This window comes from Janthinobacterium sp. (genome assembly GCF_031995485.1).
In the GTDB taxonomy this organism is placed as follows: Bacteria; Pseudomonadota; Gammaproteobacteria; order Burkholderiales; family Burkholderiaceae_D; genus Janthinobacterium.
The window spans coordinates 4,616-19,684 of the sequence record NZ_DAMAGB010000020.1 but is presented as its reverse complement, the minus strand read 5'-3'; the positions used below and the strand labels follow the sequence as shown (position 1 = coordinate 19,684).

Here is a 15,069-nt window from a genome sequence, read left to right as displayed (position 1 = left end):
CAAACTATTGCTGTGATTCCATTATAATGCCCGTATCTGTGAAACAAGGGCAACAATGGATATCAATTCGGACGACCTGACCATCTTCGTGACCGTGATCGACAGCGGCACCCTCAGTGCCGCCGCCGTGCACCTGGGCCAGACCACCTCGGGCGTGAGCCGCGCGCTGTCGCGCCTGGAAGACAAGCTGGCCACCTCGCTCCTGACGCGCACCACGCGCCGCATGGAGCTGACGGAAGAGGGCAAGCTGTTCCTCGACAAGGCGCGCACCATCCTGGCCTCGATGGAAGACGTGGAAGAGGCGATCCGCATCCGCCGCCAGAAGCCGGCCGGGCGCCTGTGCGTCGACGCCGCGTCGCCGTTCATGCTCCACTGCGTGGTGCCGCACGTGGCCGAATTTCGCGCGCTATACCCGGAGATCCGGCTGGAACTGACCAGCAACGACCAGATCGCCGACCTGCTCGAACATCGCACCGATATCGCCATCCGCATCGGCGCGCTGGCCGACTCGACCCTCCATGCGCGCGCCCTCAGTTCCAGTCCGCTGCATATACTGGCCACGCCAGCCTACCTGGCGCGCCATGGGGAGCCGGCCACGCCGGAACAGCTGGCCGACCATGCCGTGCTGGGCTTTGCCCAGTATGACCTGGGCAACAACTGGCCGCTGCGCCACGAAGCGGGCAACAGCCTGCAGATCGTGCCGGCGCTGGCCGCTTCCAGCGGCGAGACGCTGCGCCAGCTGGCGCTGCACGACCAGGGCATCGTGTGTTTGTCCGACTTCATGACGCGCGATGATATCGCGGCCGGGCGGCTGGTCAAGGTGCTGCAGCCGTTCTATACCGGCTACCGCCAGCAGATCCACGCCGTCTACTACCGCAACACCCAGCTGGCGCAGCGCATCAGCTGCTTCCTGGAATTCCTGCAGCAAAAACTGTAGGTCGGGCAGGTCGGATCAGGCGCAAAGCGCTGTAATCCGACAACATTGTTGGCGCCGCTGGTTGTCGGATTACGCGCTGGCGCGCTGATCCGACCTACGCGGCTGTCACGATCTCGCCGCGCAGCAGCAGCTCCACTTCCTGGGCCGGCAGCGGATGGCTGAAATAATAGCCTTGCGCTTCGTCGCAGCCGTTACGGCGCAGGTAGTCCAGCTGTTCCGCCGTCTCCACGCCTTCGGCCACCACGCGCAATTTGAGGTTGTGCGCCAGCGCGATAATCGATACCACGATGGCCGCGTCATCGGCATCGCTGGCCACGTCGCCGACAAAGCTGCGGTCGATTTTCAGCACGTCGATCGGGAAGGTGCGCAGGTAGGCAAAGCTCGAATAGCCGGTGCCGAAATCGTCGATCGACAGCTGCACGCCCAGCGCCTTCATGTCGTGCAGCTGGCTCACGGCCAGCGCCACGTCGTGCATGAACAGGCTTTCCGTCAGCTCCAGTTCCAGGCAGCCCGGCGCCAGCCCGGTCTGCGCCAGCACGTCGGCGATCGAGGCCACCAGGTTCGGTTCGTTGAACTGGCGCGCCGACAGGTTCACCGCCAGGCGCAGCGGTCCCAGTCCCGCCGCATGCCAGGCCTGCATCTGCGCGCAGGCGGTGCGCATTACCCAGGCACCGATCGGCACGATCAGGCCCGTATCTTCGGCCAGCGCGATAAAACGGCTCGGCGCCACCATGCCCAGCTCGGGGTGGCGCCAGCGCAGCAGCGCTTCGACGCCGACGATGCGCCCGCTTTCCAGGTCCAGCTGCGGCTGGTAATGCAGCACGAACTGGCCGCGCTCCAGCGCATTGCGCAGCGCCGTTTCGATGCGCAGGCGCTCCAGCGTGGCCTGGTTCATCGCCTTGGTATAGAACTTGATGTTGTTGCGCCCCTGTTTCTTGGCGCTGTACATGGCGATGTCGGCCTGTTCGATCAGGTTCTGCGTCTCGCCGTTCAGGGTCACGTCGCCGGGTGCGTCGAATTGCGTCATGTCGTAGACGGCCACGCCGATGCTGCAGGTGACGAAGAATTCCTTGCCATCCAACATCACGGGTTGCGCCACGGCGTCCATCACGCGCTGCACCACGCCGATGCCCAGCACTTCGTCGGGCTGCTCGCACAGAATGGCGACGAATTCGTCGCCCGACAGGCGCGCCACGGTGTCGCTTTCGCGCAGGCTCGATTGCAGGCGTGCGGCGATGGTTTTCAGCAGCAGGTCGCCGGCCTTGTGGCCCAGGCTGTCGTTGACGAACTTGAAGCGGTCCAGGTCGATCAGCAGCACCCACAGCGCGCGGCCCTTGCGGCGCGCCAGCGCCATCGCCTGCGCCAGCCGGTCGCGCAGCAGGGCGCGGTTGGGCAGGCCGGTCAGCACGTCGTGGTGGGCGATATGCTGGATCTGCTGTTCTGCCAGCTTGCGCTCGGTGATCTCGGAGCCGGTACCGCGGTAACCCTTGAAGTCGCCCAGCTCGCTGAACAGCGGTTCGCCATTGATGCTGAACCAGCGCAGCTTGCCGTCGCGGTCGGCCATCGCATATTCGAGGTGAAAAAACGGCTGGTGCGCCTGCAGCGTGGCGATATGCTGCTTGCCCCAGCGCGTATTGCGCATCTCGGGATTATGGTCCCAGCGCGTGGCACCGATAAAGCGTTCGAGCGGCATGTTCGACTTGTCGGCAAAGCCGCTGGTGATATGCGTGAAGCAGAAGTTGGCATCCTGTTCCCAGTACCAGTCCGACGACAGGGCCAGCAGGCGGCGGAAGCGTTTTTCGCTTTCCTGCAGCGCACGCTCGGTGCGCTGGCGTGCGCGCACGTCTGCGCTCAGCAGTTCATTGCTGCGCTTCAGGTCCGCCGTGCGCTGTTCCACCAGCAGCTGCACGCGCTGCGAGCGCTGCGTCAGCGATTGCACGAAGGCGGCGGTCAGGGCGGAAAACAGCAGGCCCGTGATCAGCGTGAACAGCGAACCCAGATGGTCGGCCATGAAAGGACGCGGATGGGCCGTCACGCGCACGTGCCAGGACCGGCCGGCGGCGGCAAAGCCGCTGTCAACCTGATTGCTGTAGGCGAAATGCAGCCAGCGCGGCAGGTCGTGCCAGCCCATGGCCTGCCGGTCCGGCGGCACCGCGCCGTGCCGGAACAGCAGCGCCTGCGGATCGGCGCCGGCGCTGGCATACACGGCCAGCTCCAGCTGCGGATCGTCCAGCAGCTCGGCGCCGGACAGAATTTTCTGCACCAGTTCAGCCGCGCGTATCACGGCGGCCGTGTCGCCGATGACCGCCGCGCGGCGCTGCTGCGGGGTGTCGAGCGGCGCACCGTGGCGGTACACGGGCCGCAGGATGACGAAGCCGCGCTGCGGTCCCTGCGCCAGCGACAGCAGGCCGGTGGCCACCGTCAGGTTGCCCGTCACCGCCTGTTCGAGGGCGCCGGCCAGCAAGCCGTCCGGCCGCACGTTCAGGCCGAAGGCGGGCAGGTTGTTCTGCATCGGCTCCAGGTAGTCGACCACCAGGTAGTTGGGGCGCACGGGCGCCGGCAGGATCGCGCCGTCATGCATCTCCATCATGCGGTAGCCGGGCACGATGGCGCGCAGTTCGGCCTCGAACGCGGCGCGGTCGGCATGCGGCATGCGGCGGTGGAAATTGAAGGCCTGGATGAACGGATGGCGCTGCAGCAGCGGCGTGGTGAAGTCGTGGAACTGCTGGCGCGTGACGGGCACGATGGCGGCAAACAGCTGGTTGGTAGTGGTCAGCACCTCGACCGCATCGTCGAGACCCTGCTCGATGGCGGCCACGCGCGCGCCGGCGCGCTGCTGCAGGCTCAGGCTCATCTTGTCGTATTCGAGCTGGCTGATGGCGGCAAACAGCACCACCGTCACCGACAGGCCGCACGCCAGGGTCAGCGCGGCCGCGGCGGAAATGGAATAGGGCAGGCGGCCACGCAGCATGGGGAAGTGTCTCATTCGAAGATGGAGAGGCTTGCAGCATCAGCAGGCCGGCAGAGCGGGTAGTGTGTCATAAACGCTGCGCGGCGTGCTGATTTTGCATCGCTCTGGTGTCAATATGCAACAGCTTCAGCCAGGCTGCCTGCGGCGGCGCTGCAAGCGCCACAGCTGCCAGGCTGGCAGCAGGCGGTTCAGGAACGCCAGGCCGAACAGCGTGCGCCAGCGTACCAGCCGCACGGTGCGCGCGGCGCGGCCTGCGCTGGCGCGGCCGGATTGTTGCCGTTCGGGCTTGGCCGCAAAGATGATGCGGTTGTTGCCGGCAATGCCATCGAAGCTGCACACGAGGCCGCGAAAGGTCAGCATCAGGCGTTTCACCATGGCGCCATAGTGCGGGTCGTAATGGAACAGGTTGGCGACCAGCACGCCGCCGGGCACCAGCGCGCGCAGGCAGTCGGCATAGAAGCGCGCGCTGCCCAGTGCCGGCGGCAGGCCGCTGTCATCGAAACCGTCGAGCAGCAGCACGTCGGCGCAGGCCGGGTGCTGGCGGATATAGCTGACGGCGTCGGTCTCGATGATGCGCAGGCGCGCGTCGTCGGGCGGCACCATGAATTGCTCGCGCAGCGCGATCACGTCGGCGCGCAGTTCGAGCACCGTGATGCGCGCCTCGGGCAGGTGGCGGTGGCAGAATTTCAGCAGCGAGCCGCCGCCCAGGCCGACCATCAGGATATGGCGCGGGCGCGGCACGAACAGCGTGAAGCACATCATGGCGCGCGCATAGCGCAGCAGCAGATGGTCGGGGCGCGACAGCAGCATTTCGCTCTGGATCATGCCGGGACTGAACTCCAGCCGGCGCCGGTCGCCGTCGGTATGCACATGGGGGGTGTCGTGGGCGCTCTGCTGGTCGGTGGGCATGAATCAGCGTGTGGTTTCGAGGGGTATATTTTGTTGCATACAGAGAAATCTGATAAGCTCCCGAGAGCATACCCGATTTATAATCCCCATAGGGCCGCGGCGTTCCAGGCTGCATGATCGGGCACCATGGAGACAAGCATGTTTTTGGATCACCCCACCATCACGGCCACCAACAGTTTTACCGAGCCCGACCGCATCGAGCGGCTCACGCGCGTCTACGGCTATGCCGCCGCGCTGGCCGACCAGGCGGCCAATCTGAACTTCATCGAAAAAGTCGCGCAGATCCACGACCACAAGGGCACGCTGATCGTGTTCTGGTATGACGCGCCGAGCGAAGCGGAAAAGCAGTATTTCGTGCAGGCCTGGGCCAGCAAGGTGGGCGACGGCAGCACCAATGTCGAACACGAGATCTGAGCTGCCCCGCAGCGGCCCGCCGGCCCGGACATAAATCATGGATATCAAGACCCTGGTGATGGCCCTCGCGCTTGGCAACCTGAGCCTGTGCGCGGCCCTGTTCTTCTTTGAATACGAACGCAAGAAGTCGTTCGGCATGTCGACCTGGGCGGTCGCCAAGCAATGCCAGGCCATCGCCTGGTGCCTGCTGTACCTGCGCGGCGTGCTGCCCGATTTCCTGTCCATCCTGGTCGGCAGCAGCCTGCTGTTCGCCGGCATGGCGCTCGATGCGGGCGCGCTGTGGCAGGCGGCCGGCAAGCACGGCTGGCGCCGCCGCCTGCTGCCGGCGCTGGGCGCCGCCATCGCCCTGTATGCGCTGTGCTATCTGTTCGACATGGCGCCGCTGCTGCGCAATGCCGGCGGTTCGCTGATCGTGGCCGGCTTCTTCCTGTCCGGCGTGGCGGCGTTATCCTTGCAGTGGCGCGAGGCGAGCATGCTGCGCCGCTTCCTGGCCGTCGCCATGGGCCTGCTATCGCTCTTGATCGCCGCGCGCGGGGTGCTGGCCGTGTTCGTGCCGGGCTTCGACGCCGAACGGATGCAGCTGGCCGGCTTCGGCGCGCTGTACCTGATGATGCTGACCAATGCCTTCGGCTATCTGTTGCTGTCGCGCGAAAAGCTGGGCGGCGAACTGGCGCGCCTGGAAGTGATCGACGCGGCCACGGGCGTGCCGAACCGGCGCGGCTTTTACCAGGCACTGGCGCCGTGGATGGCGCTGGCGCGCCGCCCCGGCCTGCCCACCGCGCTGGTGGTGCTCAATCTCGACGACTTCAAGCGCGTCAATGACAGCTACGGCCATCCGGTCGGCGACGCGGTGCTGAAAAGCGTGGTCGACATCTGCCGCCAGCAGCTGCGCGACAGCGACCTGATGGGCCGCCTGGGCGGCGCCGAATTTGCGATCCAGCTGCCGCGCACCAGCCTGCCCGACGCGCTGATGGTGGCCGAGCGTATCCGCGCCGCCGTTGCCGGCCTGCCCGTGAAGACGGAAAAAGCCGTGCTGAGCCTGACGGCCAGCCTGGGCGTGACCACCATCCGCGCCGAAGACAGCACCGTCAGCCTGTTCAAGCGCGCCGACGAAGCGCTGCAGGCGGCCAAGGAAGCGGGGCGCAACCGCGTGATGGCGGCGCCCGAAGCGGCCACACTCGAGGTGTGACTCTCCTAACTTTCATTTAAGCCAAGCAAGTTATGATGCGAAAGACATTGTCTTTTGCTGTCCTTTATTCACTCTTGCCCGGGCTACCCTATGAAAAGTCTTCCTTCCATGCCTGTATGGCCGCTGGCCGCCCCGATCGTGGGCTGGCTGTTCCTCGGTGGCGCCAGCTTCGGCTTTGGCGGCGCTTACCAGATCCTGCTGGTGGTGGGGCTGATCGCCAGCGTGCTGGCCGCCGTGTACCACGCCGAAGTGGTGGCGCACCGCATCGGCGAGCCGTACGGCACGCTGGTGCTGGCGCTGGCCGTGACATTGATCGAGGTGGCGCTGATCGTCTCGCTGATGCTGGCGGGCGGTCCCGAGACGACGGGCCTGGCGCGCGACACCGTGTTCGCCGCCATCATGATCATCCTGAACGGCATTGTCGGCATCTGCCTGCTGCTGGGCGCCGGGCGCCACAGGGAGCAGACCTTTGGCCTGCTGGGCGTGAGCGCCTCGCTGGCCACGCTGGCGGCGATCGCCATCCTGACGCTGGTGTTGCCGAACTACACGTCGAGCGCGGCCGGCCCGTACTACAACTCGAGCCAGCTGATCTTTATCGCCGTCATTTCGCTGGTGCTGTACGGCACCTTCGTGCTGGTGCAGACGGTGCGCCACCGCGACTACTTCCTGCCCAAGGAGGCCGTCGGCGACGAGGAGGTGCATGCGGAACCGCCCACGCCCACCGTGGCGTGGATCAGCGCCGTGGCGCTGCTGGTGTGCCTGGGCGCGGTGGTGCTGCTGGCCAAATCGCTGGCGCCCGCGCTGGAAACGGCGATCGCCGCCATGGGCGCGCCGAAAACCCTGGTCGGCATCGTGATCGCCGCCATCGTGCTGCTGCCCGAAGGCCTGGCGGCAGTGCGCGCCGCGCGCGCCAACCGCCTGCAGACGAGCCTGAACCTGGCGCTCGGCTCGGCCCTGGCCAGCATCGGCCTGACCATTCCGGCGGTGGTGGTGGTGTCGCTGGCCACCGGCCTGACCATCACGCTGGGCCTGGACATCAAGTCGACCGTGCTGCTGCTGCTGTCGCTGATGGTGGCCACGCTGTCGCTGGGCACCGGCCGCACCACAGTGATGCAGGGCACGGTGCACCTGGTGATCTTTGCCGTCTACCTGTTTACCACCATCGTGCCATAGGCATTCGTGTGAAATCGGGCCCAGCTTGTCACCATGTTGTCATGCGCCTGTCATAACATGGGGGTAGTGTGGTAGGATTTTTAAATCGTTTAAATGATTTATATAATTTCCATGCGCGTCCGCTGTGTTTGCGGGCGTGGCAGCGACCAGACAAGAGGCCAGTATGTATGCAGCGGTGGACCTGGGGTCCAACAGTTTTCGTTTACACGTCGGCAAGCATGACGGCGACACCATCCGCGTCGTCAAGAGCGTGCGCGACCCGATCCGCCTGGCGGCCGGCCTGGATGCCCATGGCGACCTGACCGAGGCGGCCATGCAGGGCGCGCTGGCCTGCCTGCAGCGCTTTCGCGCCGTGCTCGACGCCTATCGGCTCGACGCCGTGCGCGTGGTGGCCACCTCCGCCATGCGGGTGGCGCGCAACGGCGCCGTGTTCCTGCCACTGGCCGAAGCCGCCATCGGCTACCCGATCGAGATCATCTCGGGCGAGGAGGAGGGCCGGCTGATCTACATGGGTGTCGCCAATTCGCTGGCGAACCCCGGCGAGCGGCGCCTGGTGATGGATATCGGCGGCGGCTCGACCGAATTGATCCTCGGCCGCGGCCAGGATGTGGAGCGGGTCGAATCGTTCAGCCTGGGCACGGTCAAGCAGAGCCTGTCGTTCTTTATCGGCGGGCGCATCGACGCGCCGTCGTTCGAGGCGGCCATCCTGTCGGCGCGCAGCCATTTCGAGGACGCCGCGCCGCCCTACCTGCCGCAGCACTGGAAGACGGCCTATGGCTCGTCGGGCACCATCCGCACCATCGCCGACATCATCGCGCGCAACAAGCTGGGCGACGGCCTGCTGTCCGGCCCCAGCCTGGACGCGCTGGCGCGCCGCTTCATCGAACTGGGCCACACCAGCAAGATCGATCTGCCCGGCTTGCGGCCCGACCGCGCCGGCACCATCGTCGGCGGGCTGGCGATCCTGATCGGCCTGTTCCGCGAACTCGATATTCCCGTCATGACGCCGATCGAGGCGGGCCTGCGCATGGGCGTGATGTGGGACCTGTTCCTGCGCTCCACCAAGCGCGACCGGCGCGAACAGTCGGTGCAGGCCTGCATGGACAAATTCCATGTCGACCAGCGCCGCGCGCAGCAGGTGGCCGAGCAGGCGCTGGCCCTGTACGCGCAGCTGAAGCCGACGTCGGATGCCTTGGTCAAGTCGCTGCGCTGGAGCGGCCTGCTGCATGAAACGGGCATGGTGGTGTCGCAGACGGGCTATCACAAGCATGGCGCCTACATTATCGAAAACGCCGACCTGCCCGGTTTCACCACGCGCGAACAGAAGACCATGAGCCGGCTGATCCTGGCGCAGAAGGGCAACCTGCGCAAGATCGACGATGTGCTGGCCGACCCCGACTTTGCCAAGGCCGTGCTGGCGCTGCGCCTGTCCATCCTGCTGATGCATGCGCGCATCGAGGCCGATTTCAGCGAGCTGCGCCTGCGCATGAAAAGCCGCATCGATCTCGACATCAAGCGCAGCTGGGTGGCCCACCATCCGACCGTGTCGTACTGGATCGAAAAGGAGCAGGAATTCTGGGATGAGGTGGGCGTCGATTTCACGATACGCGCCAGCGCCTGAAAAAATTTCACGTGCCGCACTTAATGTGCGACAAGCATTTTTGCGTAAAACAGTATATATTGTTTATATTAATTATCAGAATGGATGACACATGACCAAAACCGCGCCAGAAAAAAAACCCGCCGCTGCCGCTTCGATGTTCCCGACCAGCGAATCGATCAATGCGGCCGCTGCCGATGCCGCACCGGTGGCGGCCAAGCCCGCCGCCAAGGCACCGGCCAAGCCACGCGCCAGGGCAGCAGCAAAGCCTGCGGCAGAGCCGGTAGCCCAAGCCGCAGCCAAGCCGGTTGCGCTCAAGGCAGCAGCCAAGCCGGCGCCTGCCGCCAAGCCAGCTGTCGCCAAGGCGGCTGCAGCAGCCAGGCCTGCGGCAAAAGCTGCGGCACAACCGGCCGACAAGCCAGTGGCCAAAGCCGCTGCCAAACCGGCTGCGAAAGCAGCGGCCAAGCCGGCAGCCAAGGCGGAAACCAAGCCCGCTGCAAAAGCAGCCGCCAAGCCGGCCGCCGCCAAAAAGGCGCCTGCCGCCAAGGTCAGCGCCGCTGCCGCCGCCAAGGAAAAAGCCCGCAAGCCAAAGCTGGTGCGCGACAGCTTCACCATGCCGGAAGCCGAATATGAAGTCCTGGGCCAGGTGAAAAAAGCCTGCCTGAAAGCCGGCTTCGAGATCAAGAAAAGCGAACTGCTGCGCATCGGCGTGGCGCTGATCAGCCAGATCGACCTGGCTACCCTGCAAAACGTGCTGGCCGGCCTGCCGCAGCTGAAAACGGGCCGTCCCAAAAAGGACTGATGTCTGCCTGCGCCGTGATTCTGGTTTACCATGGGGTTTGCATCGAAATTCCATGGTAGCCATGTCAGCAGATACTGAAGTTCCTGAAATTGAACGCGCCGGCTTTGTCGAGCGCGCCATTGTGCGCCATCGCGGCGCCACCTCCATTCCCGCCATCGACCGCGTCGCCGAAGAAATCCCCGTCGCGCTGGTCTTCAACGGCATCTCGCATGTGGTCATGATGGCTACCCCGCGCGACCTCGAAGCGTTTGCCTATGGCTTTGCGCTGACCGAGGGCGTGGTGGCGTCGGCCGCCGCCATTTTCGATTGCGAAGTATTCCTGCACGCGGACAGCGCCGAAGTGGCGATGACCATCGCACAGGAGGATTTCGTGCGCCTGAAGGACCGCCGCCGCGCGCTGACGGGCCGCACCGGCTGCGGCGTGTGCGGCATCGACAGCCTGGAACTGCTCGACCTGCTGCCCGAACCGCTGCCGCCGGCCGTGATCACGGTCGACCTGCCGCTGGCGCTGGCGCGCGCCTCGGGCGAACTGCGCGTGCACCAGGCGCTGATGCAGGAAACCGGCGGCGTGCATGCGGCCGCCTGGTGTACGCCGGAAGGCGCCATCGTGCAGGTGTTCGAGGATGTCGGGCGCCACAACGGTCTCGACAAGCTGATCGGCCACCTGGCCCTGCAGCGCATCGACATGCGGCGCGGCTTCGTGTTTTTGTCGAGCCGCGGCAGCTATGAGCTGGTGCGCAAGGCGGCGCGCATGCAGATTCCGCTGCTGGCGACGATCTCCGCTCCCAGTTCGCTGGCGATCCGGATCGCCACGCAGGCCGGCATGAAACTGGCGGGTTTCTGCCGCCAGGATGCGTTTGTTGATTACACGCCACACATCACGCTGCAAGCCGCCGTGTAGCCAGCCGCGGGATTTGACTTGCGTCACGGAAATGACATTCCACTGTCATTTTCCTGACATATTTGGCAAGTACGCTGGAGTCGTCTTGATCACCAGGGATGACACCATGCAAAACATAATCGCTACAAACGACATCAAGTCGCGGCCGGTACAGCTGGTACTCAGCCAGGCAAGCACGGCCGAAGAGCTGCGCGAAGTGCAGCGCCTGCGCTACAAGGTATTTATCGAAGGCATGGGCTTGAGCTCGCTGGCCAATGCCGACGGCCTCGACAGCGACGAGTTCGACGCGCATTGCGATCACCTGGTCGTGCGCGACGCCGATACGCTGAAAGTGGTGGGCACCTACCGCGTGCTGGGTGCCTCGAAGGCGGCCAAGCTGGGCCGGCTGTATTCCGAGAATGAATTCGATCTGAGCCGCCTGAACCACCTGCGTGGCCGCATGGTCGAAGCAGGGCGCGCCTGCATCCATCCCAAGTACCGTGGCGGCAGCGTGATCATGCTGCTGTGGTCGGGCCTGGCCGAATACATGCGCCGCGAACGCTGCGACTATCTGGTCGGCTGCGCCAGCATCAGCCTGGCCGATGGCGGCCACAATGCGGTGGCTGTATATCAGTCCCTGGCGGCCAGGCACCTGGCGCCGGCCGAATACCGCGTTACGCCGCACCTGCCATTTCCGATCCATCAGGTGGAAGCGGCACAAAAGCCGCAGGTACCGCCGCTGATCAAGGGTTATCTGCGTTCAGGCGCGTGGATTTGCGGCGAACCGGCCTGGGATCCGGATTTCGAGAGCGCCGACATGTTCATGATGATGCCGCTGGCAAACCTGGACGAGCGCTATGCGCGTCATTATGGCGTGACGCCGGTATGAGGAAATATTGGGAGTAGTGCGTTGTAAAACCTGGTGGCAGAAACAGACAGCATGGTTTGGGCTGTGCTTCCGTGATGTTGCCAGGGTTGCTCATTGATGAGCGGACTGCAGATGTCTTGGCCATAGTGGGCGGCGCAACAGGCGCGGGCCAGGCCAGGCAATACCATGGTGCTCAGTGCGTCGAGGTCGCGGACAGTTCCTTCAGGTCGCGGATCGAGATCTCCGATTTTTCATGCATGCGCAATAAAATCGTTGCACCCACGGACAGCTTGCCGTGACGAATCTTGCTGATGATGGGCGGCTGCACTTCCAGCACGCGGCACAATTCCGCATCGTTTTTCAGATTCAGCTTTTCGATCAAGGTATCGAGCAGCTTGTTGGGAACAAAACTCGATGGTTCGAGCGCGCGTGCCCGGTTCATCGCTTCAATCATTTCCAGCTTCTTTTGCCGAACGTTCATATACTCCTCCTTCAGGCCAGGGTGGGGACGGGGCCATTCCTGGCCCCGCGGTAGTCGTTATCGCAGCAGCGCCTTCGCTGTACAAAATGTCAAACAACATTAGCGCGAAAGCAATTTTTCAAAATAATACTACGATAACAAAAATTGTGATAGATGGTCAGTAAAATTAACTAAGTGTTTCGCGCATTTTGTTTGGCGCACTCGCATCCTGCAGGCCATTGCGCGTCAGTATCAGGGTCCGGTCCGCCATCTCGGCCGCAGCCAGCGAATGCGTCACCATGATGGCGCAGCTGCCATTGGCCTTGATCTCGGCGCGCAGCAACTGCAGGATGCCGTGCGCCGTTTCCGGGTCGAGGTTGCCGGTCGGTTCATCGGCCAGCACCAGCGCCGGCTTGTGCACCAGGGCGCGGGCAATCGCCACGCGCTGCATTTCGCCGCCCGACAGCTGCTGCGGAAAGTCGCCGCCGCGTCCGCCCAGGCCGACCGCGTCGAGCATGCTGGCGGCGCGTTCCTGTGGCAGGCCATTGAGCAGCAGCGGCAGGGCCACGTTCTGCAGCAGGGTCAGGTGCGGCAGCACGTGAAACGCCTGGAAAATGAAACCCATGCGGGCGCGGCGCAAGCGCGTCGCGCTGGCGTCATCGAGGCTGGACATGGCGATGCCATCGACCAGGATGGGCTGTGCTTCGAAGCCGGGACCTGTATCGGGCGTATCGAGGCCGGCGATCAGGTTGAGCAGGGTCGACTTGCCGACGCCGGAGTCGCCCATGATGGCAATGAACTCGCCCGCCTCGAAGCGGCACGACAGATTGGCCAGCACGGGACGCGCGTTGGCATAGGATTTGGACAGATGGCGCAATTCGAGCATGGTGGTAGCGATCGTAAAAAAAGGGCGGCACGCAGGGAAGAGGGGTGCCTGGGAACTGCTTTGGCGCGCGGCGGATTGTTCGGCCGGCAACGTGGAGTATACGACAGGCTTGTTTCTTTTGCTTGCACAACTGCATTTACGCAACAAAGTGCAGATTGGATTCAAATTCGATTCACTTCGGACGCAATAAAGTGGGCGTGAACTGGCGTACGGCTGGGGTTTGAATATTCGGCTATGATGGGAAAACGTCATCGGCATGCAGTTGCGGAGATGGTAGCTGCCGCCCGTTTTCGCTATGACGCGACGTGCTTTGCCCTTTGCAGTGAGCCTTTGCAACTATCCCCGATTAACGATCTCAGCCAGCCCATGACCATGACTTTTGCGCAGCCATCGACAGACCATCGCCAGCGCGCCGCCGCGCCCCTTTCCACGGCCGCAGCCACTCCTGCAACGATAGCCGAGATCGCCCAAGGCCTGCTGGCGCCATCCGCCTGGACCTCGCCCAAATACCTGTACGATGCGCTGGGTTCGAAACTGTTCGAGGCCATCTGCGCCTTGCCCGAGTATTATCCGACCCGCACCGAGGCGGCCATCTTTGCGCGCCATGGCTTTGACATCGCGCAGGCTGTGGGGCCGGGCAGCACCCTGATCGACCTGGGCGCCGGCAACTGCGCCAAGGCGGCCGGCCTGTTCCCGCTGCTGCAGCCGGGGCAGTACGTGGCGATCGACATTTCCTACGATTTTCTCAGCGAGTCGCTGAGCCGCCTGCAGCAGCGCTTTCCGCAGATCGACATGCTGGGCCTGGGGCTGGATTTTTTCAGCGGCCTCGACCTGCCTGACAGCGTGCGCAGCGGCCGGCGCACGTTTTTCTATCCCGGTTCCTCGATCGGCAATTTCGCGCCGGAACAGGCGATCGCGTTCCTGCGCGAGGTGCGCGCCAATGCCGGTTCCGACGGCGGGCTGCTGATCGGCGTCGACCTGATCAAGGATGAGGCCATCCTCGACGCCGCCTATGACGACGCGATCGGTGTCACGGCCGCCTTCAACCTGAACATGCTGCGCCATCTGAACCTGCTGATGGGCGCCGATTTCGACGTGCGCCAGTGGCAGCACCATGGGTTTTTCAATGCCGGCGAAAGCCGCGTCGAAATGCACCTGGAAGCGCGCAGCGAACAGCTGGTACGCTGGCAGGGTGGCCAGCGGCGCTTTGCCAAAGGCGAACGCATCCATACAGAAGACAGCTATAAATATACGCGCGCCAGTTTCGTCGGGCTGCTGGAACAGGCGGGTTTTTCCGCCGCCAATATCTGGACCGACGAGCAGAACTGGTTTGCCGTGATCCACGCGCGCGCCATCCGCGACTGACGCGACAAGGAACCATCATGCACCTAGCCCACCCCATCGCCCCCGCCAGCCATCCCCTGCTCGATCATTACCGCCAGGTGCGCGAGCACTCGTTGCGGCTGGCCGAACCGCTGTCCGACGAAGACTGCGGCGCGCAGTCGATGCCGGACGCCAGCCCCGTCAAATGGCACCTGGCGCATACCACCTGGTTCTTTGAAACCTTTATCCTCGAAACGCTGGAAGCGGACTTTGCGCCGTTCCATCCGGCGTTTCGCGTGCTGTTCAATTCCTATTACAACGGCATTGGCGACAAGCACCCGCGCGCGCAGCGCGGCCTGCTGACCCGGCCCGGCATGGCGCAGGTGCGCGCCTACCGCGCCGATGTCGACGCGCGCATGGCGCGCCTGCTGGAAGGCGCGCTGGCGCCGGCGCAGCATGAGCAAGTCTGCGCGCTGCTGACGCTGGGCCTGCAGCATGAACAGCAGCACCAGGAACTGCTGCTGACCGACGTCAAGCACCTGCTGGCGCAAAGCGCGCTGTTTCCTGCTTATCTGGAGCTGCCTGCGGCGCGCGCCGTGCCGGCGCAGCAACAGGCGGGCAAGGCGGGCTGGATCGCGTTCGACGGCGGCCTGAGCG

General features: G+C 64.4%; 14 protein-coding genes. 10 read left to right on the top strand and 4 right to left on the bottom strand.

Features of this window, described 5'->3' with window-relative positions:
* The first annotated feature begins 55 nt into the window (after positions 1 to 55).
* A complete protein-coding gene (locus tag RTQ46_RS13095) occupies positions 56 to 937 on the top strand; it encodes a LysR family transcriptional regulator (RefSeq protein ID WP_312437142.1) in 882 nt (293 codons plus the stop codon).
* 94 nt (positions 938 to 1,031) lie between these two features.
* On the opposite strand, the gene RTQ46_RS13090 is transcribed toward RTQ46_RS13095, so the two are convergent.
* Positions 1,032 to 3,908 (bottom strand): EAL domain-containing protein, encoded by a 2,877-nt coding sequence (locus tag RTQ46_RS13090; RefSeq protein WP_312437140.1) that lies wholly within the window; start codon positions 3,906 to 3,908, stop codon positions 1,032 to 1,034.
* 126 nt (positions 3,909 to 4,034) lie between these two features.
* Positions 4,035 to 4,817, bottom strand: a complete 783-nt coding sequence (locus tag RTQ46_RS13085) for a transferase spermidine synthase (RefSeq protein WP_312437138.1) — start codon at positions 4,815 to 4,817, stop codon at positions 4,035 to 4,037.
* Positions 4,818 to 4,955: 138 nt separating this feature from the next.
* Between RTQ46_RS13085 and RTQ46_RS13080 the strand changes: the two genes are divergently transcribed.
* The 7 genes from RTQ46_RS13080 to RTQ46_RS13050 all read left to right on the top strand — a co-directional run bounded on the left by RTQ46_RS13080 (position 4,956) and on the right by RTQ46_RS13050 (position 11,764).
* A complete protein-coding gene (locus tag RTQ46_RS13080) occupies positions 4,956 to 5,231 on the top strand; it encodes a hypothetical protein (protein WP_312437136.1) in 276 nt (91 codons plus the stop codon).
* Positions 5,232 to 5,268: 37 nt separating this feature from the next.
* On the top strand, positions 5,269 to 6,420 hold the full coding sequence (locus RTQ46_RS13075; protein WP_312437135.1) for a GGDEF domain-containing protein: 1,152 nt from the start codon (positions 5,269 to 5,271) through the stop codon (positions 6,418 to 6,420).
* A 90-nt stretch (positions 6,421 to 6,510) separates the two neighbouring features.
* The gene (locus tag RTQ46_RS13070) at positions 6,511 to 7,593 is read left to right on the top strand and encodes an ionic transporter y4hA (RefSeq protein ID WP_312437133.1); all 1,083 of its coding nucleotides are present in this window, start codon (positions 6,511 to 6,513) and stop codon (positions 7,591 to 7,593) included.
* A 163-nt stretch (positions 7,594 to 7,756) separates the two neighbouring features.
* Entirely contained in the window at positions 7,757 to 9,214 is a 1,458-nt protein-coding gene (locus tag RTQ46_RS13065) for a Ppx/GppA phosphatase family protein (protein ID WP_312437131.1), read from the top strand.
* Between the two features lie 91 nt (positions 9,215 to 9,305).
* Positions 9,306 to 9,995, top strand: a complete 690-nt coding sequence (locus RTQ46_RS13060; protein ID WP_312437129.1) for a hypothetical protein — start codon at positions 9,306 to 9,308, stop codon at positions 9,993 to 9,995.
* 52 nt (positions 9,996 to 10,047) lie between these two features.
* Positions 10,048 to 10,896 carry a formate dehydrogenase accessory sulfurtransferase FdhD gene (gene fdhD, locus RTQ46_RS13055; RefSeq protein WP_312437128.1) on the top strand — a complete coding sequence of 283 codons (849 nt, stop codon included), beginning with the start codon at positions 10,048 to 10,050 and terminating at the stop codon, positions 10,894 to 10,896.
* 106 nt (positions 10,897 to 11,002) lie between these two features.
* Positions 11,003 to 11,764, top strand: a complete 762-nt coding sequence (locus RTQ46_RS13050; protein WP_312437127.1) for a GNAT family N-acyltransferase — start codon at positions 11,003 to 11,005, stop codon at positions 11,762 to 11,764.
* Positions 11,765 to 11,936: 172 nt separating this feature from the next.
* Here RTQ46_RS13050 and RTQ46_RS13045 read toward each other — a convergent pair whose 3' ends face one another.
* Both RTQ46_RS13045 and RTQ46_RS13040 read right to left on the bottom strand, forming a co-directional pair.
* Positions 11,937 to 12,224, bottom strand: coding sequence for a hypothetical protein (locus tag RTQ46_RS13045; protein ID WP_312437126.1), 288 nt, complete (start codon positions 12,222 to 12,224; stop codon positions 11,937 to 11,939).
* Between the two features lie 166 nt (positions 12,225 to 12,390).
* Positions 12,391 to 13,089, bottom strand: coding sequence for an ABC transporter ATP-binding protein (locus RTQ46_RS13040; RefSeq protein WP_312437124.1), 699 nt, complete (start codon positions 13,087 to 13,089; stop codon positions 12,391 to 12,393).
* 372 nt (positions 13,090 to 13,461) lie between these two features.
* Between RTQ46_RS13040 and egtD the strand changes: the two genes are divergently transcribed.
* The gene (gene egtD, locus RTQ46_RS13035; RefSeq protein ID WP_312437234.1) at positions 13,462 to 14,454 is read left to right on the top strand and encodes an L-histidine N(alpha)-methyltransferase; all 993 of its coding nucleotides are present in this window, start codon (positions 13,462 to 13,464) and stop codon (positions 14,452 to 14,454) included.
* Positions 14,455 to 14,471: 17 nt separating this feature from the next.
* Positions 14,472 to 15,069, top strand: a 598-nt coding sequence (locus RTQ46_RS13030; protein ID WP_312437122.1) for a DinB family protein, incomplete at its 3' end; no start/stop codon positions are given.